General features: G+C 65.2%; 24 protein-coding genes and 1 tRNA gene. 9 read left to right on the top strand and 16 right to left on the bottom strand.

The annotated features are described in order from the left end of the window. Positions 1 to 11: 11 nt before the first annotated feature. Positions 12 to 707, bottom strand: a complete 696-nt coding sequence (locus tag JAN5088_RS00595) for a M48 family metallopeptidase (RefSeq protein ID WP_143114549.1) — start codon at positions 705 to 707, stop codon at positions 12 to 14. A gap of 126 nt (positions 708 to 833) precedes the next feature. On the opposite strand from JAN5088_RS00595, the gene JAN5088_RS00590 reads away from it, so the two are divergent. Together JAN5088_RS00590 and JAN5088_RS00585 are read left to right on the top strand one after the other, a co-directional pair. After that, positions 834 to 1,163 carry a TIGR02300 family protein gene (locus JAN5088_RS00590; protein ID WP_055680858.1) on the top strand — a complete coding sequence of 110 codons (330 nt, stop codon included), beginning with the start codon at positions 834 to 836 and terminating at the stop codon, positions 1,161 to 1,163. Positions 1,164 to 1,246: 83 nt separating this feature from the next. After that, positions 1,247 to 1,322, top strand: a tRNA-Ala gene (locus JAN5088_RS00585). 356 nt (positions 1,323 to 1,678) lie between these two features. Here JAN5088_RS00585 and JAN5088_RS00580 read toward each other — a convergent pair. Beyond that, positions 1,679 to 2,868, bottom strand: a protein-coding gene (locus JAN5088_RS00580) for an IS3 family transposase (RefSeq protein ID WP_143114551.1) whose coding sequence is annotated in 2 segments (ribosomal slippage) — positions 1,679 to 2,616 and positions 2,616 to 2,868 — 1,191 coding nt in all. Because the reading frame shifts where the segments join, the coding sequence is not laid out codon by codon here. 410 nt (positions 2,869 to 3,278) lie between these two features. Between JAN5088_RS00580 and JAN5088_RS00570 the strand changes: the two genes are divergently transcribed. Next, entirely contained in the window at positions 3,279 to 4,163 is an 885-nt protein-coding gene (locus JAN5088_RS00570) for an MBL fold metallo-hydrolase (RefSeq protein ID WP_055680855.1), read from the top strand. Between the two features lie 75 nt (positions 4,164 to 4,238). Here JAN5088_RS00570 and JAN5088_RS00565 read toward each other — a convergent pair whose 3' ends face one another. The 10 genes from JAN5088_RS00565 to JAN5088_RS00520 form a co-directional block, all read right to left on the bottom strand. Next, entirely contained in the window at positions 4,239 to 4,670 is a 432-nt protein-coding gene (locus JAN5088_RS00565) for a DUF302 domain-containing protein (RefSeq protein WP_055680854.1), read from the bottom strand. A 55-nt stretch (positions 4,671 to 4,725) separates the two neighbouring features. Next, complete coding sequence (locus tag JAN5088_RS00560; RefSeq protein WP_082429730.1) at positions 4,726 to 5,865, bottom strand: c-type cytochrome; 1,140 nt, start codon at positions 5,863 to 5,865, stop codon at positions 4,726 to 4,728. Further along, positions 5,849 to 7,105 carry a sulfite dehydrogenase gene (soxC, locus tag JAN5088_RS00555; RefSeq protein ID WP_082429728.1) on the bottom strand — a complete coding sequence of 419 codons (1,257 nt, stop codon included), beginning with the start codon at positions 7,103 to 7,105 and terminating at the stop codon, positions 5,849 to 5,851. Before soxC ends, JAN5088_RS00560 begins: the two co-directional genes overlap by 17 nt. Before the next feature lie 28 nt (positions 7,106 to 7,133). Continuing rightward, positions 7,134 to 8,828: a thiosulfohydrolase SoxB gene (gene soxB / locus JAN5088_RS00550; protein ID WP_055681128.1), complete on the bottom strand. Its 1,695-nt coding sequence runs from the start codon at positions 8,826 to 8,828 to the stop codon at positions 7,134 to 7,136. A gap of 87 nt (positions 8,829 to 8,915) precedes the next feature. Then, a complete protein-coding gene (gene soxA / locus JAN5088_RS00545; protein ID WP_233489679.1) occupies positions 8,916 to 9,770 on the bottom strand; it encodes a sulfur oxidation c-type cytochrome SoxA in 855 nt (284 codons plus the stop codon). 74 nt (positions 9,771 to 9,844) lie between these two features. Further along, positions 9,845 to 10,174: a thiosulfate oxidation carrier complex protein SoxZ gene (gene soxZ, locus JAN5088_RS00540; RefSeq protein WP_055680852.1), complete on the bottom strand. Its 330-nt coding sequence runs from the start codon at positions 10,172 to 10,174 to the stop codon at positions 9,845 to 9,847. A gap of 23 nt (positions 10,175 to 10,197) precedes the next feature. Then, positions 10,198 to 10,617, bottom strand: coding sequence for a thiosulfate oxidation carrier protein SoxY (soxY, locus tag JAN5088_RS00535; RefSeq protein ID WP_055680851.1), 420 nt, complete (start codon positions 10,615 to 10,617; stop codon positions 10,198 to 10,200). A 1-nt stretch (position 10,618) separates the two neighbouring features. Beyond that, positions 10,619 to 11,098, bottom strand: a complete 480-nt coding sequence (gene soxX, locus JAN5088_RS00530) for a sulfur oxidation c-type cytochrome SoxX (RefSeq protein ID WP_055680850.1) — start codon at positions 11,096 to 11,098, stop codon at positions 10,619 to 10,621. Positions 11,099 to 11,194: 96 nt separating this feature from the next. Beyond that, complete coding sequence (locus tag JAN5088_RS00525; RefSeq protein WP_055680849.1) at positions 11,195 to 11,752, bottom strand: thioredoxin family protein; 558 nt, start codon at positions 11,750 to 11,752, stop codon at positions 11,195 to 11,197. A 19-nt stretch (positions 11,753 to 11,771) separates the two neighbouring features. Further along, positions 11,772 to 12,503, bottom strand: a complete 732-nt coding sequence (locus tag JAN5088_RS00520; RefSeq protein ID WP_055680848.1) for a cytochrome c biogenesis CcdA family protein — start codon at positions 12,501 to 12,503, stop codon at positions 11,772 to 11,774. A gap of 52 nt (positions 12,504 to 12,555) precedes the next feature. Between JAN5088_RS00520 and JAN5088_RS00515 the strand changes: the two genes are divergently transcribed. The 3 genes from JAN5088_RS00515 (at position 12,556) to JAN5088_RS00505 (ending at position 14,461) form a co-directional block, all read left to right on the top strand. Continuing rightward, positions 12,556 to 12,945 (top strand): thioredoxin domain-containing protein, encoded by a 390-nt coding sequence (locus tag JAN5088_RS00515; RefSeq protein ID WP_055681127.1) that lies wholly within the window; start codon positions 12,556 to 12,558, stop codon positions 12,943 to 12,945. A 69-nt stretch (positions 12,946 to 13,014) separates the two neighbouring features. Continuing rightward, entirely contained in the window at positions 13,015 to 13,374 is a 360-nt protein-coding gene (locus JAN5088_RS00510; RefSeq protein ID WP_055680847.1) for an ArsR/SmtB family transcription factor, read from the top strand. 37 nt (positions 13,375 to 13,411) lie between these two features. Next, positions 13,412 to 14,461, top strand: coding sequence for a YeeE/YedE family protein (locus tag JAN5088_RS00505; protein WP_055680846.1), 1,050 nt, complete (start codon positions 13,412 to 13,414; stop codon positions 14,459 to 14,461). Between the two features lie 499 nt (positions 14,462 to 14,960). Here JAN5088_RS00505 and JAN5088_RS19490 read toward each other — a convergent pair whose 3' ends face one another. From JAN5088_RS19490 to JAN5088_RS00490, 3 genes are all read right to left on the bottom strand, one after another. Further along, complete coding sequence (locus JAN5088_RS19490; protein ID WP_306455433.1) at positions 14,961 to 15,404, bottom strand: aminotransferase class III-fold pyridoxal phosphate-dependent enzyme; 444 nt, start codon at positions 15,402 to 15,404, stop codon at positions 14,961 to 14,963. 100 nt (positions 15,405 to 15,504) lie between these two features. After that, positions 15,505 to 16,998 carry an aldehyde dehydrogenase gene (locus JAN5088_RS00495; protein WP_055680844.1) on the bottom strand — a complete coding sequence of 498 codons (1,494 nt, stop codon included), beginning with the start codon at positions 16,996 to 16,998 and terminating at the stop codon, positions 15,505 to 15,507. 73 nt (positions 16,999 to 17,071) lie between these two features. After that, complete coding sequence (locus tag JAN5088_RS00490; RefSeq protein ID WP_233489678.1) at positions 17,072 to 17,773, bottom strand: GntR family transcriptional regulator; 702 nt, start codon at positions 17,771 to 17,773, stop codon at positions 17,072 to 17,074. Between the two features lie 144 nt (positions 17,774 to 17,917). Between JAN5088_RS00490 and JAN5088_RS00485 the strand changes: the two genes are divergently transcribed. Genes JAN5088_RS00485 through JAN5088_RS18780 form a run of 3 tightly spaced genes read left to right on the top strand, consistent with a single transcriptional unit; the run spans position 17,918 to position 19,753 of the window. Next, positions 17,918 to 18,232: a hypothetical protein gene (locus JAN5088_RS00485; RefSeq protein ID WP_055680842.1), complete on the top strand. Its 315-nt coding sequence runs from the start codon at positions 17,918 to 17,920 to the stop codon at positions 18,230 to 18,232. Next, positions 18,232 to 19,545: an NAD(P)/FAD-dependent oxidoreductase gene (locus tag JAN5088_RS00480; protein ID WP_055680841.1), complete on the top strand. Its 1,314-nt coding sequence runs from the start codon at positions 18,232 to 18,234 to the stop codon at positions 19,543 to 19,545. Before JAN5088_RS00485 ends, JAN5088_RS00480 begins: the two co-directional genes overlap by 1 nt. Positions 19,546 to 19,597: 52 nt before the next feature. Continuing rightward, complete coding sequence (locus tag JAN5088_RS18780) at positions 19,598 to 19,753, top strand: hypothetical protein (RefSeq protein ID WP_158448453.1); 156 nt, start codon at positions 19,598 to 19,600, stop codon at positions 19,751 to 19,753. A 908-nt stretch (positions 19,754 to 20,661) separates the two neighbouring features. On the opposite strand, the gene JAN5088_RS00475 is transcribed toward JAN5088_RS18780, so the two are convergent. Then, on the bottom strand, positions 20,662 to 21,021 hold the full coding sequence (locus JAN5088_RS00475; protein ID WP_055681126.1) for a RidA family protein: 360 nt from the start codon (positions 21,019 to 21,021) through the stop codon (positions 20,662 to 20,664).

The raw sequence follows: 21,021 nt of genomic DNA, 5'->3' as shown, positions 1-21,021 counted from the left end.
GGATCATGCCCTCATCCTGCGCCGAAATCCACGGCATGCAGCGCCGCCCCTTCGGCCCGCAACCAAGCGCGCCGGGGTGTGTAGTCGGGCATCAGTGCGGCAACCTGCGCCCAGAAGCGGGCGGAGTGATCCATGTGGGCCAGATGCGCCACCTCATGCGCGGCGACGTAGTCCAGCACGTCAAGTGGCGCCATGACCAGACGCCAGCTGAACATCAGGTCGCCCCGCGACGAACACGACCCCCAACGTGACCGCGTGTCGCGCAGCGTCATCCGGGCAGGTGCCCGTCCCAGCACCGCGGCGTGCCGGTCGACCGCCGCCGACAGATGCGTCCGTGCAAGCGTCCGCAGCAGCGCCCGCACCCGCGCGCCCGCATGACCGTCGTCGGGCACTGCGATGGCCTCGCCGGTGAACCGCGCCGCCCGACCGGAGCCTGCGACCACCGGAACCTCCCGACCCAGAAGGGGCAGCGTACCGCCGATGGCAACGCGGCGCGGGGCGGGCGCGGCGGCGACGTGCCGCGCGATCCAGTCCGCCTGTTGCGCCACGAAGGCGCGCGCGTCGGCCAGCGACATCCGGCGCGGAAGAGACAAGGTGACAAGCCCATCCGACCGCCCGACCCGGAGCGACATGCGCCGTGCGCGGGCCGATCGGCGCAACAGCACCAGAAGGTCGGGCGCACCGGGAACGGGCAGTGTGTCGGTCATTTCCGTCCCTCCGGCCCCGGGGCCGCCCAGCCGATCTGGGGCTTGCCATGCCTTGACCCCTGTGGCATCCGCCCCCAATTCCCTGCACCCGAGGCGATCTTGCCCGGACAAGATGAAGGATGCGACATGCCCAAGGAAGAATGGGGCGTCAAGCGGGTCTGCCCGACGACCGGCAAGCGCTTCTACGACATGAACCGCTCGCCCATCGTCAGCCCCTACACGGGCGAGGTCGTGAACGTCGACACCGGCACCAAGACCCGCATCCTGGTGGCCGACAAGGATGACGCCGACACCAAGAAGAAAAAGAAGGACGACGACGACCTGCTGCTGGACGACGACGATGTCGATCTGGAGGAGGACGAGGTCGCAGATAACGACGCGGTCCTGGAAGACGAGGATGACGACACCGTCTCCCTCGACGAGATCGCCGACGTCGGCGGCGACGACGACGACTGATCCGCGTCAGGCGGATCCTGGCGACGCAGGCGATTTTTCCGCTTGCGCCGCCCCCGGGCCTGTCCTAGATCGCAGGCCGGTCAGGGGCCTTAGCTCAGTTGGTAGAGCGCTTGCATGGCATGCAAGAGGTCAGGGGTTCGACTCCCCTAGGCTCCACCATCCGTCAATTTGAAACGTGCCACATAGATTCCGTTTCTTAGCCACGCCGATCGGCTTCTGTTTGGTTGAAAAGTCGTTTCAGTAGGTTCTAGGCCTGCCTACGGAAGTGTTCCGAAGGCCACGGACGACTCCATATTTAACGAGCACACTGTTCTATACCGGTGTCTTGCGAGGCTGCGCCCAACCGCTTCGTCATCAACTGCATCAGCCGTCCGATCACCAACCTGCACACACCGGGGCCCTTCGAGCACGATCAGCACAGAGGGTCGCATTGTTGCTTCGATCAGAACGCCTTCATGCCCATGACAAGGCCGTTCCGTCTCGTTGTTTGTAGCACGTGACCTGCCACTGAACGTTCATCCAGCCGCGACCGGAGCCCGGTTTTTGTTTACGCCGTTTGGCGCAGGTTGAGCAATCGCCCGACGCGCGGAGCTTTCATCTCGCGCAGCGGGGCGGGCGATTGCGGCGGTCAGGGTCCGCGCGTAGTCGGCCGGGGTTTGGTAATCCAATGCCGAATGCGGGCGTTCGGTGTTATAGTCGGCAGCCCAGGCGGCGATTACGACACGTGCATGAGCCAGATTTCGGAACATGGTTTCGGTGAGCAGCTCGTCGCGCATGCGCCCGTTGAAACTCTCGACGAAACCGTTCTGCATCGGCTTGCCCGGCGCGATGTAATGCCATTCGATCCGGCGCTCGGAGCACCACCGCAATATCGCGTTACCGGTCAGTTCCGTCCCATTGTCGCTGACAATCATTCCTGGCTTCCCGCGGCGCTCGATCAGGGCCGTGAGCTCACGCGCAACGCGGCGTCCGGAGATCGAGGTGTCCGAGATCGCCGCGAGGCATTCCCGGGTGACGTCGTCGACCACGTCGAGAACCCGAAAGCGCTGGCCGTCAGCAAACTGGTCATGGACGAAATCCAGTGACCAGCGCGCATTGGGCCGTGCCTCGACCAGGATTGGCGCCCGGGTCCCGACGGCCTTGCCTCGGGCCTTTCGCTTGCGCACCGTCAGCCCCTGCTCGCGGTAGAGCCGATAGATCCGGTTGATCCCCGAAGGCTCACCCTCGCGGCGCAGCAGGACGAACAGGCGCCGGTAACCGAACCGCCGGCGCTCATCGGCCAGATCCCGCAACCGACCGCGCAAAACCGTGTCCGAGGCGCGCCGAGATCGATAGCGGATCATCGTTCGATCCGCGCCGACGATATGGCAGACCCGCCGCTCCGACAGGCCATGCTCGGCCCGAAGATATGCGACGGCTTCACGCTTCACGGCGGGCTCTACCACTTTCTTGAAACCAGATCCTTCATCGCAGCCAGATCCGGCATTTGCTCGGCCGGAAGCTTCTTCAGTTTGGCGTTTTCATCCTCGAGCGCCTTCAGCCGCTTGGCCTCTGATACCGTCATGCCCCCGAACTTGGCCTTCCAGTTATAGAAAGTGCCTTCCGACATGCCGTGCTTGCGACACAGGTCTGCGCACTTCGCGCCAGTCTCGTGCTCGGCGAGGATGCCGATGATCTGTTCGTCCGTGAATCTCGTGCGCTTCATTGTCCGTCCTCAGGTTGGGGCGGACTCCAATCAACGGTGGAGGAAAAATCCCGTGGCAGGTCACCTTCGACAACGCCTTGGGCAGATCAGGCGAGCAGACAGATCATGTAGATCGGCAGGCAGCCGGGGCGGAACGCTCCGCGGACAGGACGACCATCGGCAATGGCGTGGTCCGGGAAACCACATGCCAGATCAACGCCTGCGACCACGACCAGGTCCAACAATCTCGTGCCCCACATGCGCCAAGAAAGACGCTGATGCGCTCCTGCCCGTCTGCGATGGCGCGGTTCCGACAGCAACGCGAAGTCGGCACCCGACGAGATCATCGTTCCGGTCGAAACGCGACCATGAATGTTGTCTCCAACCTTATGGTGGATCATACTCACGTATATGAATGTATTGAGGCCTCTATGATCGATCGTCGAACCTTCATCGCCAGTTCCCTGGCCGGGGTCGCGCTGCCCTACTTCGCCCTCGCGCAGATCGAACTCGCCGATGGCCAGTCACTCATCACGGTCAGCGACGGCAACCTCGTCCTGCCGCGCGGATTCATCTTCGATCCGATGCCGAAGGACGAACTCGCCTCCGTCGTCGCGCCCTTCGACCTCGGCGAGGAACTGACCCCGGAATGCAATCTCGCACTGGTGCAGGGCGGTGGCCGGACGATCCTGTTCGATGCCGGCGCCGGGCCCGACTTCCAGCCGAGTGCCGGGCATCTCCTGGCCGCACTGGAGGCGGCGGGCATCGCGCCCGCGGACGTCACCGACGTCGTCTTCACCCATGCCCACCCCGACCATATCTGGGGCGCGCTCGACGATTTCGATGAGCCACTGTTCTCAGAAGCCGTGCATCACATTGGCACCTTGGAGCATGCCTACTGGTCCGATCCGGCGACGCTGGAGACCATTGGCGAGGCGCGGGCGACCTTCGCCGTGGGCGCGGCGCGGCGGCTCGAGGCCCTTGCCGACAGGTTGCGGTTCTTCGACGACGGGGACGAGGTGCTGTCGGGGATGCTGGCCATCGCCTCGCCGGGCCATACGCCCGGACACATGTCGTTTCAGATTGGCGACACGCTCATCCTGGGCGACGCGATCGGCAACCATCACGTCGCCTTCCTCAAACCGGACTGGCCTTCGGGCAGCGATCAGGATCAGGACATGGCCGCCGCGACCCGTCGCGCCCTGTTCGACCGCATCCGGGCAGACGACCTCGCGATCGTCGGCTTCCACCTGCCGCAGGGCGGGTATGGCCGGGTCGACGCCGAAGGTGACGGCTTCCGTTTCGTTCAAAGCTGACCGGGACCGCCCCGCCGGCGGCCACACCGGCGCGGCAGCCATCGCAAACCCGGCCGCGACCCGACGCGGCGGCCCTTATTCGATCGCCGCCGCGACGATGTCCGAAAGCAGCACGTTCACCGGTTCCATGGTCTCGGCCGCATAGCGTCGATGTCCGACGACGGTCGCGCCGTCGATGTCCGCGACGAAGATGCCATAGGGGCAGTTGCTGACGTTCATCGGGTCCGCCTCCATCACCTCGCGACTGACGAGGGCCGAGCAAAAGACGAAGATCTTCGCCTCTGCGCCCACGGGCGAGGGTCCGAGATCGAGGTCCGCGCCGGTCCGATCCAGCATGTCGCCCACGTTCGAGACGTAGTCGATCACCAGACCAGCATCGACGATGGCGTTTTCCACTGCAAAGGCGGCGTCGCCCACATCACCTTCGAAGACCTCGGTAGCGATGTCGTCGGCCATCGCACAGGTGCCCGCGACGGCCATCACGGCTGCAAATGTCAGAGTCCGCATTTTCGTCTCCTTTTCAGTCCGGCTCCTGGCCCGTGGCGGGCCCAGGGCTTGCCGTTCATTCCTCGATCGATTGCAGGTAGGCGATCACCGCAGCCCGCTCCTCTTCGTCTCGCAGACCCCGGAACACCATCTTGGTTCCGGGCAGGTAGTCCCGGGGCGCGGTCAGGAACGCGGCAAGTTCCTCCTGCGTCCAGACCAGTCCCGCCTCGGCCTTCTTCTCGAGAGCGCCCGAATACCGGAACCCCTCGACCGCGCCGGCCTGATGGCCGACGACACCGTTTAGGACCGGCCCCGTGCGATTGCCCGCGCCCTCGCCGACTTGATGACAGGACTTGCACTGGCGAAAAACGCCTTCACCCTGCGCGATCAGATCCGGGTCGGATGTCGGCGCGGCCGCGCCGTCAGGCGTCGTGACCTGCGCGTCCGCTTCGGTGATGCCGCTGTTCTCGCCCGTCGCGGCTGCTTCTCGGGCGAGCCGCGCGGTTTCGTCGTCGGGCGTCACATCCACGACTTCGGCACGCGCGGTGATCTCCACCTCATTCCGGCAATCTTCCATGCAGATGGGTGCGGAAAAGACACCGAACTCCGTCTCGGCGCGATCGTCGGGATAGAAGCCGTTCACGTTGGGCATGTCGAACCCGGCCAGTGCCTCCCGGTCGAGCACGAAATCATCGTCCACGAGGTCGTTGAGATAGAGCAGGTAGGCCGTGATCGCATAGACGTCGTCGTCGGAGAGCGATTGCGCGTCACCGAACGGCATGGCCCTGTGAACGTAATCATAGACCGTCGAAAGATAGGGCCAATAGCTGCCGATCGTCTTGACGGGGCGATCGCGAGTCAGCGTCCCCTGCCCGCCCGCAAGCTGCGGCCAGCGTCCGATGGATTCGCCGAAATCGCCGTGGCAGCTGGCGCAGTTCTCGACATAGAGTTCCTCGCCCGTCCAGACGTCGCCGGAGCCGTCGGGGAGGCCGGCGCCATCGGGCCGGATGTCGATGTCCCAAGCGGCGATCTCGTCCGGCGTGGCGAGCCGGCCAAGCGCAAGTTCCTCCCCGGTCGGCACCGTCTGCGCCTGCGCGGTCATCGTGAAGCTGGCCATGAGCCGGCTCGGCATCTCGGGCGCGATGGCCGTCGCAGCCACCGCGATGCCGCATAGAGCGATCGCGAACCGCGTCCTGCGTTCAACCGACCTCGACATTCTCGGCCTCCCCGCGTTCGTCGACATGCCATGTCTGGATGCCGTTGTTGTGATAGATCGAATCCGGTCCGCGGATCGCGCGCAGCGCATCCTTCGTCGGCTGGACGTAGCCGGTGCTGTCATGCGCCCGGCTCTGCAGCAGAAGCGGACGCCCGTCCCAGTCGAAATCGAAGTAGAACCGGTGCATCGATTTCTCCAGGCTCGGGCCATCCATCCGCGCCTGATGCCAGTTCCGACCGCCGTCGAGCGTAACGTCCACCCGCGGGATCGTGCCACGCCCCGACCAGGCGATACCGGTCAGGACGGTCGGCCCCTTTCCATGGCTCAGCGGGGCCTGCGGTGACGGGTTGGTGATCACTGACTTCGCGTCCATCTCATAGGTGAATCGCCGGGCGCGTCCGTCGGGCAGCAGGTCAGTGTACTTCGACGTCTCCTCGCGGTGCTGCCAGGGTTGGTCGCCGATCTCGATCCGGCGCAGCCACTTGACCCACATGTTGCCTTCCCACCCCGGCACGACGAGGCGCACCGGATAGCCCTGTTCGGGGCGCAGCGCCTCGCCGTTCATCTTGAAGGCGATCATGCAGTCGTCGAGCGCCTTTTCCATCGGGATGGAACGCGTCATCGCGGCGGCATCGGCCCCCTCCGCCAGCAGCCATGTTCCAGTCGGCTTCACCCCCGCGGCCGCCAGGACGTCGCGCAGCATCACACCTGTATACATGACGTTGTGGATCATGCCGTGGGTGAACTGACACCCGTTCAGCTGGGCACCGCGCCACTCCATGCCGGAGTTGGCCGCGCATTCGAGGAAATGGATCCGGTTGTACCGCGGAAAGCGCTTCAGGTCGTCCATGGTGAACACGATCTCGCGGTCCACCAGCCCGTTGATCATCAGTCGGTGGAGCGAGGGATCCACCCGCGCGATACCGGAATGATGGCGCTCGAAGCACAATCCGTTGGGCGTGATGATGCCGTCGAGCTCGTGGATGGGGGTGAAGTTGACCGAACTCACCGGATCGGCCGTCAGCCATTCCACGTTGCGGCGCTTCACATGTGCCTCGAACGGGGACGGCATCCCGTAGGGGTGGGCGTCGACGCCGTCTCCAAGGCTCCGCATCCAGGGTTGCAGCTCGGTGATGGCCGGATCGCCCGCAGCACGGGCCATTCCAGTCGTCATCGCGGCGCCACCCGCGGCCATCGCGCCCAGGAGCATGCGGCGGCTGGGACCTTTGTGCTCGCTCATCTGTGGTTCTCCTTCGGCTCCAGGCGGGTCATCCGGTGACGACCTGCACATTCTGATTGGGCGAGATCGAGACGGTGCCTTCGCGCGCGACGTAGGATTCCACCACGTCCCAGATCGGCGGCCCCTCGACCTCCGGATTGACGCTGGCCCAGCCCGCGACGACGTAGGTCCGCGACGGCTCCACCGCTTCGCCGGTCGAAAGCATCGTCATCTCGGAGATGCGGCTGCCGGCCGGTCTGCCGATGTCGATGCGGTAGCCCATGCCCCCGACGCGCACCATGTCGCCGCCCTGTTGGTAGTAGGGATCGGGATGGAACAGGTTGTCGGCCACGTCCTCCATGATGATGTGCAGCTGTTCGCCGGTCATTTCCGTGCGGTAGGCCTCGGGGTAGGTCATGGCGGTCGCGTTGAAGATGTCCTCGCGCGTGATGTCCTGCCCCGGCAGCACGGAGGCGCCCCAGCGGAATCCCGGCGACAGCGCGATATCCGCCTCCCGCTCCTGCAGCAGGGCGTCGCAGATCAGGTCGTCCCACGTTCCGTTGAAGTTCCCGCGGCGGTAGAGAAGCGACTCCGTCCGTCCGATCACTTCCGAAAGCTCGCCCTTGAAGGGGCCCCGCTGGGCCTCGACCAGTGCGGTCATCTCCGGATCGGCCGCGATGACGTCCGAGAAAACGGGGATCAGCTTGTGGCGCACCGCCTTCACCTCGCCGTCGCGCACGTCGAGATCGAGGCGGCTCACGAACTTGCCATGGCTGCCCGACGCGATCAGATGCGTCTTGCCGACAAGCAGTGGCTCGGGAAGCGCGTCGTGCGTGTGCCCGGTCAGGATCACGTCGATCCCCGGCACGCGGGCGGCCATCTTGCGATCAACGTCGAAGCCGTTGTGCGACAGCAAGACCACCGCATCGGCCCCCTCGTCGCGGGCCTCCCGGACGACTTCTGCCATCCGCTCATCCCGCACGCCGAAGCTGAGGTCGGGGAACATGTAACCGGGATTCGCGATCGGCATGTAGGGAAAGGCCTGCCCAATCACGGCGATGCGCGCCCCGCCCCGTTCGAAGATGACATAGGGCTCATAGGCCGGCTCGTTCCATTCGGCGTCGAAGATGTTCGCCCCGAGGAACGGGAAGTTCAGTTCGTTCTCGACGATCTCCGTCACCCGGTCGATGCCCAGCGTGAACTCCCAGTGAGACGTCATCGCATCTGTGCCGAGCGCGTTGAACACCTCCACCATATCGCGCCCGTCGGTCCGCAGCGCGGTCAGGCTGCCCTGCCAGGTGTCGCCGCCGTCGAGGAGTAGCGCGTCGGGCCGCTCTGCCCGGATCGACTTGACGATGGTCGCGATCCGGTCGGCGCCGCCCATCCTTCCGTAGCTTCGGGCCAGCGCGGTGAAATCGGGATAGGACAGCGCGTATTGCGCCGCGCTGCCGGTCTCGATCCCGTAGCGCTGCAGGAACTCCTTTCCCGTCAGGTGCGGCGGCTGGCCTTCGGCGGCCCCGACGCCGAGGTTGATCTCAGGCTCGCGGAACCACACGGGGACCAGTTGCGCATGGATGTCCGTGATGTGGATCAGCGTCACGTTGCCCGTCGTCTCGAAGGACAGAAGATCGTCCTGCGTCATTGCCTGCTGCGCGGCTGCGCGGGACCATGTGCCGAAGGCAGCGCCCCCGTAGATGGCCGTGGTCGCCATCGCCACCTGGAGGAAGTCTCGTCTGGAAATCATGTCGCCGCTCCGGTCGTATTCGAGAAACCGCATGTATTCGAAGAAAGAAAGGCCCGTCTGCCATCTCCGGCAGACGGGCTCGAAAGGTCAGTTGCGGACGCTCGGCCCTTCGACCGACAGCCCGTTGCCGCGCGAGGCGACGTAGAGTTCGAGCGCGATGAGCTCCGGCGATCCGGGCGCGAAAGTCTCGGCAAGGGTGTCTCGGATGCAGCCCTTGAACCGGTCCTGCACGCCGTTCAGCTTGGTGTTCTTCAGCCGGTAGACCGGGAAGCCGTTGCTCTGGCCCTGGCTCAGGTGATCGGCGCGGATCATCTGGCCGTTGTTGTCCTCATGGCAGTTCGCGCAGCTCAACTCCATCTGGCCGAAGCGCGTGTAGTAGAGGTCATGCCCCCTCTGCCAGGTCTCCTCCGCCGGGCCGTCGATCGCCACGTTCACGGGCATTCCCCGGCTGACCGAAGTGAGGAGCGCGGTCATGTCGACGGCATCGCTCTTGTCGTAGGCGAAGGGTTCAGCACCCATGCGCTCCGTCCGGCATTCGTTGATCTGCATGGTCAGGGTCTGCACCTCCCCCGCCGTCTCGTCCCACTTCGGATAGGTCGGGGACACGCCGGCCATTTCCTCGGGCTCGCCATGGCAGGACTGGCAGCTTTCCTCGCCCGTCCCCGCGCTCTCGACCCAGAGATCGCGGGCCTTCTCGACGCCGAGCATCCCCGGATTGTCGAAATCGTCGGCCTGAACCGATTGCGTCTCGTCCTCGCGGTAGCGCCAGCCCGAATAGATCGTGTCGCCCAGCGCGCCGTCCAGATGGGCGGGGGCCGGGGCTTCGGTCGCGATCTCCAAATCGCCGTTGATCACAAGCTGGTCATCGTCCGGACCGGCCAAAGCTGCACAGGTCCCCAGTGTCAGCGCGGCGACCGTGGCGGACAACATCTTCACCGTCATTCTCATGCTCCCTTCCCCTCCCCGGGATTGCGGCGCGGCCTCCTCCCCGGATCCGCGCCACCGTTCGACCCCAGTCAGGAGACCGTGATCGACTGTTCGTCGGTGTAGACGTCGCCGTCGTCGTCGTACCATGTGAAGACGAAGGTTCCCGATGTCGGCACCGTCGCTTCGAATTCGAAATAAGGGTTCGTGGAGATCGCCGGCTCCAGCGTGACGTCGATGACGTTCTCGCCTTCGAAATCGACCGTGAACCGATTGATGATCGAGCGCGGGATCGTGTTTCCCGCGTCGTCCTTGCGCTGCCCCGATTCCATCTGGTGCGAGATCAGGGTCTTGATCAGTATCGCCTCGCCGACCGACGCTTCCTTCGGAACGCGGACGCGGGGTTTGACGCCTTCTGCCATCTTGGTTCTCCTTGTCGTCGATCTCAGCCGCCGCAGCCGCCGATGGTGACCTTCACCTCGGTCGATGCCTGCACGAAGCTGCCGTCCTGCATCTTGGCGACAGCAATGACATCCTGCGTTCCGGCAAGACGTATCCGCGTCGAGGCGTACTGGCGTGCCGCCAGCGGGCCGAAGTTGAACGTGCCGACATCCGGGTTCGGATTGCCCGCGGCGAGCACCATGATCGACACAGCGCCCGGAGCCTCGACCTCGATCGGCACCGTGTTGCCGTTCTCGGCAATTTCCGGGGCGGTCAGCGTGATCCCCTCGGACCCGACCTCGGCGCCCCCGGTGAATTCCGCGATGGCGTCGTCGGACAGGGCCGCATATGCGCCGAAAGGCAGCATCGCCGCCGCGAAAGCGGTCGCTCCCGTCATGAGTGTCTTGCGTCTCGTGAAGTTCATCTCAACCCTCCTTGAGCGTCATGAGGTAGGCCACCACATCCTCGACCTCCTGCGCTGTCAGAAGCGGCTGGACGTCGCCTTTGGGGGCATTTCCGGTAAAGGCGTCTCCGGGTCGGACGAAGCCGGTGGTCCGGTAGAAGGACGGCATCATCGTCCCCTCGAAGACGTTCTTGGCATTCACCACGATTCCGCGAAGATCGGCTTCCGTCCAACGATCGGCAGCGCCGTCGAGAACGGGGCCGATGGTGCCGTGAAAGCCCAGATGGGACAGCTCCGTCACCGCATGGCATGCGATGCAGTTGCCAGACCCCTTGTCCATCAGCGCCTGCCCGTTCGCCGGATCCCCGGGGGCGCCGGTCAGGGACGTGGCGATGCCCCCGTACTCATCGACGGCAACACCGCCGGGGGCCACGACATCCTGTGCCGCTCCCATCGTGGCGCAGGCAACAGCCGTCGCGAAAGCTAACGCAAAGCGTCTCATGAAACCTCCCAGTCTCGTCTCCCGGTCATGAGGCTATGCCGCGGAGGGACGATCGCGCAAGGATCAATTCACAATCGTGAATACTTTAATGCCAATTCAGCCGCCGCCGAGCTTGCGGGCATGGTAGGCTTGGAACGGCTCGTCTCCGTCGTATCCTTTTTCCAGAACCCAGGTGAGCATGTTGCGCGTGGTCTCGATCCCGAAGGCGCCGGGCACGGTCGCCGCCGCGGCGGACTCGGCGTCAACTCCGTCGGGCACATCCTCGGGAAAGAACATCATCGTCGGCGTGAAGTTGAGCCTCCACTTCCGGACCGCCTCTTTCTCCGACAGCGCTTCGCCATCGAAATCGGTGACCTCGACGTCGCCGAACATATTGATCTGCACGACGTAGTAATCCTCGCCCAGCATCGTGGCGATGTCCGGATCGGGGAAGACCTCCTCGTGCATCCGCGTGCAATAGATGCAGCCCCGCTGCTCCACGATCACCATGAGGCGGCGCCCCTCGGCATTCGCCTCGTCGAGGTCCTCCCGCAGGTCCTTGAAGGTCTCCACCATCCAGGGCGCCTTGTGCAGCCCGTCATCGCCAAGTTCGGCCGCCGTCGCGGGCAGGGCCAGAGCCAGGGTCGCGGCCAGGGTGGTCATCAAGCGTGTCATGTCATCCTCCCGAAAGGTATCAGCCGATTGCCGGCCAGAATTGCAGCATCCAGTTCGCGATCACGTTCATCGAGTTCGTGGCGATCAGCACCGCGAAGACGATGAGGAAGACACCCATAATCTTCTCGATCGTTGGCAGGTGACGGCGGAACCGACGCATCCAGCGCATGAACGGCCCGACGAAGGCAGCGGCGAGAACGAAGGGTGCCGTCATGCCGATGGCGTAGATCAGCAGAAGGATCACGCCTTGCGACACGCTCTCCTGCGACCCCGCCATGAACAGGATGGCGGCGAGGACGGGGCCGACGCAGGGCGTCCAGCCGAACGCGAAGGCAAGGCCGATGACGTAGCCGGCCATCATGCCCCCGCCGCCCGGCGCGGCCGTCCTGTTCTGGCCGAAGGACCGGTAGAGCAATCCGATCTTGAAGACCCCCAGGAAATGCACTCCCATAAGCAGGATCAGCGCCGCCGCGATCCAGCGCAGGACGTCGAACCAGTCGCGGACAATCTGCCCGAAGGCGGTCGCAGTCGCTCCCAGCCCCATGAAGATCGTGGCGACCCCGGCGGCGAAGGCGACCGCCGAAAGCACCGCCCGGCGTCGCGTGCCGGCCGGCAGATCCCCCTCCTCCAGCGCCTGCACGGAGCCGCCGGCGAGGTAGGAGAGATAAAACGGCACCATCGGCAGGATGCAGGGCGACAGGAACGACAGCAGTCCTGCCAGAAAGGCCCCGAAGAATGAGATGTCGAACATCGGACGCAACCATGTCTTGCCGCATTCAAACATTCAAATTATGTATTATGAAATGCAACCGCTAATTCCCGCCCTTGCGACGATGCTCTGCCTTGCGCCCGGGGTCGCCACGGCCGAGGTCACGCTGGTCATGGGCGAGGAGGCGGGCTGCATCTGGTGCGCCCGCTGGAACGCCGAGGTCGCGCCGGAGTATCCGCTGACCGCCGAGGGGCACGCGGCCCCCTTGCGCCGGATCGACATCCACGCCTCCGTACCCGACGATCTGGACCTGGCCGGGCGCATCAGGTTCACGCCGACCTTCATCCTCGTCCATGACGGACGCGAGATCGCGCGCCGCGAGGGCTATCCGGGGGAGGAATTCTTCTGGCCCGTTCTGGGCGCCATGCTCGACGATGCCGCCCGCGACATTCCGGAACTGGACGGTTGGCGCGACGCCCGCTAACAGGGCATCAGGCAACTGCCGTCGGCCCGTCATATCGGGCGGGAAACAGAATGGATCCTTATCGCGCGCATGGCCCTTCCCGTATTCGGACCCGATACCAGCCAGGAAGAACTCGACCGCATGGTCGAGAACGCCACGGCGGCGTCCAACTTCCTCAAGGCGATCAGCCACGAGGGGCGTCTGATGATCCTGTGCCATCTCGCCTCGGGGGAAAAATCGGTCAGGGAGCTCGAGGATCTGCTCGCCCAGCGACAGGCCGCCGTATCCCAGCAGTTGGGCCGACTCCGGCTCGAAGGGCTGGTCACGCCCCGCCGGGAGGGAAAGGCGATCTACTACTCCCTTGCCGACGACCGGGCCGTGCGCATCATGGACGTGGTCTACGATCTTTTCTGCAACGGCTCCGCCGGCCGGGGCGGACCCCGGTCCTGACCGGCGCACCTTCCGCCTCACCGGGCCGGGTTCCCGAATGATCGGCGGGATCGACGAGCCCGTCATGACCGCCCTCGTCGGGTTCTTCGGCGGCCTGCTGCTCGGGCTTGCCGCGCGTCTGGGCCGGTTCTGCACGCTCGGGGCGATCGAGGATGCCCTCTATCGGGCCTCGTGGGCCCGCGCCCGGATGTGGGGGGTGGCAGTTGGCGGTGCCGTCGTCCTCACCTTCACCGCGGGCGAGGCGGGGCTGATCGACCTTCCGGACACGTTCAACCTGGCCTCGCCCTGGTCGCCGGTCGCGGTCGTCGCAGGCGGGCTGCTGTTCGGCTACGGCATGGCGCTGGCGGGGAACTGCGGGTTCGGGGCGCTGGCGCGCGCCGGTGGCGGCGACATGCGATCCCTTGTCATCGTCATCGTCATGGGGCTGGCGGCCTATGCCGTCCTGTCGGGCCCGTTCGCCCCACTGCGCGTCGCGGTCTTTCCGCCGAACGTTCCGCTGCAGCCGCAGGGCCTTGCCCATGGCATCGCCGCGATGACCGGCATGCCGGTGGCCATTCCCGGCATCGCGGCCGGCCTGGGCCTCATCGGTCTGTCCCTCGCCGACCGCTCCTTCCTTCGGGACTGGCGCGCCATCGGCTGGGGTCTGTGCGTCGCCGTGGCCATCGTGTCTGGCTGGATCGGCATGGCCTGGATCGCGGACACCGGCTTCGCCGCCGTGCCGGTCGTCTCGCATTCCTTTGCCGCACCGCTCGGCGGGTCCCTGCTCTGGCTGATGACGGCGAGCGGTACCGATCTGGATTTCGGCATCGGCTCGGTCGCGGGCGTCTTGGCGGGCGCCTTCGTCGGCTGCCTGATCCGCGGACAGTTCCGCTGGGAGGCCTGCGAGGATCCGCGGGAATTGCGGCGCCAGCTCATGGGGGCCGTCGCCATGGGCGTCGGCGCGGTCCTCGCCATCGGGTGCAGCGTGGGCCAAGGCCTCACCGCGTTTTCCGTTCTCGCCTATTCCGCGCCGCTGGCCTCCGCCGCCATCCTCGTCGGGGCCGCGATCGGCCTGCACCAGTTGATCGTGGGCTTCGGCCGGATCTGACCCCGCGACGCAGGGCGATTTCGGCGGAGAGCCCTGATCACCGGCGCCAGATCGCGCAGGCCGACCTTGGCGGCATCCCCGCAACCCGCGACCGCTGCTCATGCACCGGTCCGCGCCGCCATCACGGAATCCTCCAGGGTATCCAGCGTCTCAGTGAAGACATCGTCGGGGATGGGCGCCAGAAAACGGATGACGTTTCCGTAGACACCGCAGGTCAAAAGGATGAGGTTCCGCTGCAGCGCCTCCCCTCGGGTCCTATCCGCCAAATCGGGGTTCGGCCGGTCCGTTCTCGCGTCGTCGACCTTTACTGTTTCGTGAAGACCGGACTGCGGCTATCGACGATCTCGGGCAGTCCCTCGCGCATGCCCTCCAGCCTCTGCTTCAGACGCGCCCCAAGGTCGTCGGCGCGGTTACAGAGTTTCCTCCTCCACGATGTTATCGAGGACGGCATGTGCGGCCGCGATCGGAAGGCTACCGTCCAACCCCTTGGCCATCGCCGTCAGGTTGGGAACGACACGCGAAAGACGTCGCCGGGCATCGCGCCAAACCTTTTCTTGTAGGGCATGACCTTGTCGGGCAGCGCCATGCCCATGAAGGTTCGGCCGGGCAAGGCGCGGATGAACGCGATGACAGCGGAACGGCCGGTCGCGGCTCGCGCGATCGTGACGGCGTCGCCGGCGACCTCCGCTTCCGCCGCAACGACGATCGTCTTCTTGTCGAAATCGCCAGGCAACAGGTCGTTCAGACGCGCCGCCAGATCCATGTAGTCGTGACAGGGCGCGACCTGGTAGCAGATGTGAGTGAACCGGTCCAGCTGCTGCTTCCCGACCGCGATTACCTTGGGTGACGGTGCCGAATGTTGACTGCCGCGATTCCGGCGGCGAAGCCGATGTAGTGGTTCTTCATCACATCCTGGATTTCTGCATCCTCGGCTTGGTGGCATAGGTCGGGGTCGTCATCCCGACGCCGCGAGCGATGTTCGCCCCACGCTTTTCGGCGTTCTTCGTCTTCTGTGCTTTCAATGAAACGTGCTGCCCCGCCCCTCAGCCGAGGGCGATCCAGGTCGTCTTCAATTCGGTGTATCTGTCGAGGGCGTGAAGCGACCTTTCGCGCCCGATGCCCGATTGCTTGAAGCCGCCGAACGGCACCGTCAGATCGTCGCAGTCATAACAGTTCACATACACGAGCCCGGCGCGGATCCCCGCGGAGACCTTGTGCGCCGTCGTCAGATCGTCGGTCCAGACGGCGGATGCGAGACCGAACGGTGTGTCGTTCGCGACGCGCACGGCCTTATCCATATCGTCGACGGCGATGACCGACAGGACGGGACCGAAGACCTCCTCACGCGCAATGGTCATGTCGTTCGTCACATCGGTCAGGACCACCGGCTCGACATAGCAGCCACCCGTATCCTCCCTGACCTGTCGTCCGCCCGTCCTGATCGTCGCGCCGTCGCGTTCCGCCGTTCGGATGAAGTCCATCCCCCGCTTCGTGTGGCGATGATCGACGAGCGCGCCCATGGAGGTGGAAGGGTCGAGCGGGTCGCCCGGCGCATAGTCCCTCGCGACCTCGAGCAGGGTCTCGACCACCTCGTGGTGGATGGTGCGCTCCACGATCAGGCGGCTGGGGCAGGTGCACATCTCTCCCTGGTTGAAGAATGCCGAATGGGCCGAAGTACGCGCCGCGTGCGCCGTGTCGCGATAGCTCGACAGGATGATGTTCGCGCTTTTGCCGCCCAGTTCCAGCCCGATCTTCTTGAGGTTCGACCGTGCCGAATATTCCATGAAGATGCGGCCCACTGGAGTCGAGCAAGTGAAGAAGATCCCGTCGACGTCCATGTGAAGCCCGGGCGCGCGCCCGACGTCCGGGCCCGTGCCGGTCACGACATTGAAGACCCCCGGCGGCACCCCCGCCCCCAGCGCGAGTTCCACCAGGCGGATCGCGGTCAGCGACGATTGCTCGGCCGGCTTCAAGACGACGGAATTTCCAGCGGCAAGCGCCGGCGCCACCTTCCAGGTCGCCATCAGCATGGAAAAGTTCCAAGGCACGACGGCGGCGACCACGCCCAGCGGCTCCCGCGTGACGAGGGCGATCGCATTGCGCGCGGTCGGCGCGATCTCATCGTAGATCTTGTCGATCGCCGCGCCGTAGTAGTCGAAGCAATTGGCCACGGCGCGGACGTCGATCGACGTGCTGTCGCCGATGGGCTTGCCCATATCGAGGGTCTCGAGCAGCGCCACCTCATCGCGTTGCGTGCGGATCAGGTCGGCCAGGCACCGCATCACGCGCTTGCGGTCGGCCGGCGTCGTCCCGCTCCAGACGCCTGCCTCGAACGCGCGCCGTCCGCTCGCGACGGCACGGTCCACATCCCCGGCATCGCACAGCGCCACATCCGGAAGATGACGGCCATCGATCGGGCTTTTCGATGCGAAGGTCTTGCCGGACAAGCCGTCGACGGACTTTCCGTCGATCACCGACTGTCCGGAAAATGTGATGGCCGTCGCGGCATCCTGCCAGTCGCCCGACGTCCGCTCCATGCCACCCCGTTTTCTGATACAATCCTGAATAAAGATATCACGATGCGGCGACGCAGGGCCAATTCGTTTCGGGTCAGGGTCCGTAGGGAACCTGCGAAGGCGACGACAGCTTCGCGCGATCGAGAAGGTATTGCCTGCCGGAGCGATAGATGCCGTCCCGGATGTCCGCCTCGATAGCGACAGCGAGTGCGCCGGGGTCGCGATCCCGCAGGGCGCGCAGGATCTCCTTGTGACGGTCGATGACGTAGAACTCCAGTCCGCTCTGCAGGATCTGGCGCTGGAACGGACCGAGTTGCAGCCAGATGCTCTCGATCATGGGCATTGCCGCCTGATGTGGATTGGTCATGTAGACAGCGCGATGGAAGTCGTGGTTGAGGACTGTAAGCCCTAGTTGGTCGTCCGTGACGAGCGCCTCGTCCATCCGCGTATCGATGCGTTCGAGCCCCTCGATGATCACGTCCGAGACGTAGGGCAGCACGCGAACCGCCGCATGGCTCTCGATCGTCACGCGCAGGCTGAAGATCTCCTCGAACTTGGCCAAGGTCATCGCCGGGACCCTCATCCGCCGGTTTCCCAGCACTTCGATCGCGCTCTCGGTGCTCAGCCTGCGGACGGCTTCCCGGACGGGCGTCGGACTGCACGCCATCAGGTCCGCCAACCCCCGAATGGTCAGTGTCGTCTCCGGCGCGAGGTTCCCGGTCATGATGGCGGACCGTAGCCTGCGAAAGACCGCCTCCTGCTCCGTCGAAGGCGATCGGACTGCGATATCGGGCATCTCTGCCTGCTCATCCATGTGCGTTCCGAGCCTCCCGTTGATGTCTTCACGGGTCACAGGCCAAAGGCCGCCGTTGACACTAGGCAAATTGTGATCATACGTCACAAAATAATATCACATGAGCGATACATTCCGATGAGGGACATGGATAGCCTTGGCTGGCTTTCGCTAGAGGCGGGTATCTCGAATGTCCTGGCTTGCACCTGCGACCGGAACGGCCTGCTGCCCGGAAAGCCGCTGGACCTGAATAATCCCGAAAGGGTCCTGGCGGGTGCGATGCGGACGCCCGTGTCCCGCGCCGTGACAGACATCCGGAGCGAGGATATCGAGGCCAGCGCCTTCGTCTTCGAGACTGGCGATGCGGGAAGGATCTGTCATCATTGCAAGCGCCCGGAACCGATGTGCCTCGACCGGCAGGTCACCCAGTACGAATATCACAGCTATCTGGAGACCGTCTGATGAATGCGCGGAGCGAGATGTCCTATGCGGGCGACGGGCGGCACACGAACAGCTATTATGCCGCCTCGGCCAACCCTGCCCCCGACCGACCCAGCCTCAAAGGCGAGATAGAGGCCGATATCTGCGTCGTCGGCGCAGGATACAGCGGCTTGTCCACGGCGCTGCATCTGGCTGAGAAAGGCCACAGCGTCGTCATCGTCGAAGGGGCGCGCGTGGGCTGGGGGGCGTCGGGGCGCAATGGCGGGCAGATCGTCAACGGCCTGAACGCCAGCCTGCAGACGATCCGGAAACGCTATGGACAGGACACGGCGCACTTCGTCGCCGGAATGGTTCAGGAAGGCGGCGAGATCATCCGCGAACGGGTCGCGACCTACGGGATCGCCTGCGACCTCAAGGACAACAACATCTTCGTCGGCCTCACCGGCGCGCATATGCGCGAACTGGAGGAGCGTCGCGCCCTCTGGGCCAGCTACGGCATCGACAACCAAGAGATGCTGGACCGCGAGCAGTTGCGCGACCATGTCCGCTCCGATCTCTATGCCGGCGGGTTGATCGACCGCACGGGCGGGCACATGCATCCGCTGAACCTCGCTCTGGGCGAAGCGGCGGCGTTCGAGAGCCTCGGCGGCACGATCTACGAGATGTCGCCGGTGACCAAGGTGGATACGGAAGCCCCGTCGCCAACGGTCACGACCGCGCAGGGGAAGGTGACGTGCAGGACGCTCGTCCTCTGCGGCAATGCCTATCTGGGGGAGGTGGTCCCGAAGCTGGCGGCGCGGGTCATGCCCGTCTCCACGCAGGTCATGGCGACCGAACCGCTCGATCCGGACCTTGCAGCGTCACTCATCCCCGGTGACGACTGCATCGAGGATATCCGCTACATCCTCGACTACTACCGGCTTTCGGCGGACAAGCGGCTGCTGTTCGGCGGCGGCACGGTCTATGGCGGGGCCGATCCCCGCGACATCGAGGCCAAGCTGCGCCGGAACCTCGCCGCGGTCTTTCCGCAACTGGCGCACGTCAAGGTCGAATATGCCTGGAGCGGCAATTTCGCCCTGTCGTTCAGCCGGGTGCCGCAGATGGGCCGCATCGGCGCGAACACCTATTTTGCCCATGGCTACAGCGGTCACGGCGTCACCGGATCGCATACCTTCGGCCGGATCCTGTCGGAAGCGATCACGGGCGACCTGTCCCGTTTCGACGTCTTCGCGTCGTTGCCCTGGTATCCGTTCCCCGGAGGCCGGGCCCTGCGCGTGCCTTACTCCGTTATCGGATCGTGGTGGTACGGACTGCGGGATCGTCTGGGCGTGTAGCCGAAGAACGAGTGCCTTGGCGCGGCGGCCATCGGCCCCTTCGCGGAACTCCATGGCCGAGGGTGACCTCGATATCGACAGCAGGTCCGACCATGTTGCCAAAGACACGATCACGAACGTCGAGGCGGAAACCTGCATGAAGACCGACTACGATGTCTTCGACAGCAACGAGGTTCCGAAAGCCCATCTGCCGAGCGGATCGACGTGACACCACGTCGCCGTCCCCTCGATCAAGATCATGCCCCCCTCCTCGACTGAATCGGGCTCGACCCATTCCGAGTGGACGAAGGATCTACCGCAAGCGCGGGTGTCTCCGGAAGCGGTGCGGCCTCACCTGCGGTGCCTGCATTCCTCGCCGTACATCAACGCCCCCGCCAACGGCGAAATCGTTCGGGCGCGTGGCGGTGCGGCCAACGCTCCGACCAGTGAAAACGTGCTGTCGTTCGTGGACGACATCCCGCGCCCCGAAGTCCGGGCCCGATCACGGCCGTCGTCTCTTTCGCCATCCCGACCCTTTTTGTGACAGGGTTCGTGCACGAAGGCGTCCGCGAAGAACCGGCCATCTAGTTCCCGAAGAACGCCCTTCATCCGATAACGTGACGGCCGCAGATGGTTGGCTCATCACCGGGTCGCGGTTCGGGGCCTTCGAAGGTCACGTCTGGCTCCCGCCCTTCCAGCAGTTCCTGGGCGCGGCCTACGGGGAGAGGGCGTAGATCGTCCGCGTGTGCTTCGGCCATCAGATCCTCACGCAAGCGCCCGGCAGCACAGTCCAGAAGTTTGCCGGCCGCTGGTCCGTGGGTCCGGTCCGATACAAGGTGGAGGGCGGCGGGATTGCGTAGATGGCCTGGCACCAAGGCCAGATCGCCGTTCTGCCCAATGGTGCGGAGGTGATCGTCCCGTCGGACTTCCGCAGATACGCCATTTCGCGCAACGGCGACCGGCCGCTGACGTGCCAGCTGCATTCCGAATGCGCCCCGGCGTTCTTTTCGGCCCTTTTTCGAAGTGCGCAGGTCAATCCCGCCCGCCGAGGTGGCGCAGGGCATCACCTGAACGACGGTTCCGCAAGACAGCGGCGCGCGGATAACCCGTCGCGCCACTGCCCCGCCGGACCGTCCCCTACTTCGTGCGGCCAAGCGCCACGACGGCGATCATCTCGACCTTCATGCCGGGGCGGGCGAGGGCCAAGCCGCCGGTGGCGCGGGCGGGCGGCGCCTCGCCGTCGACCCAGTCGTCCCAGACCGCGTTCATCCCCTGGAAATCGGCCATGTCGCTCAGCCAGACCTGGACCGAGGCGATGTCCCCCTTGGCGGCGCCCAGCGTCTCGACCACGGCGTCGATCTTGGTCAGGACCTGACGGGTCTGCTCGCCGATATCGGCAGTCAGGTCGTCGGGCACCTGCCCGGCGAGAAAGGCGATATCGCCGATGCAGACGGCCTGGCTCATGCGCGGGCCGGGGTTCAGACGGTGAAGGGTCAT

It is taken from the genome of Jannaschia rubra (assembly GCF_001403735.1).
Lineage (GTDB): Bacteria > Pseudomonadota > Alphaproteobacteria > Rhodobacterales > Rhodobacteraceae > Jannaschia > Jannaschia rubra.
The sequence above is the reverse complement of the archived record's forward strand: the minus strand, read 5'-3'. Positions and strand labels throughout refer to the sequence as shown.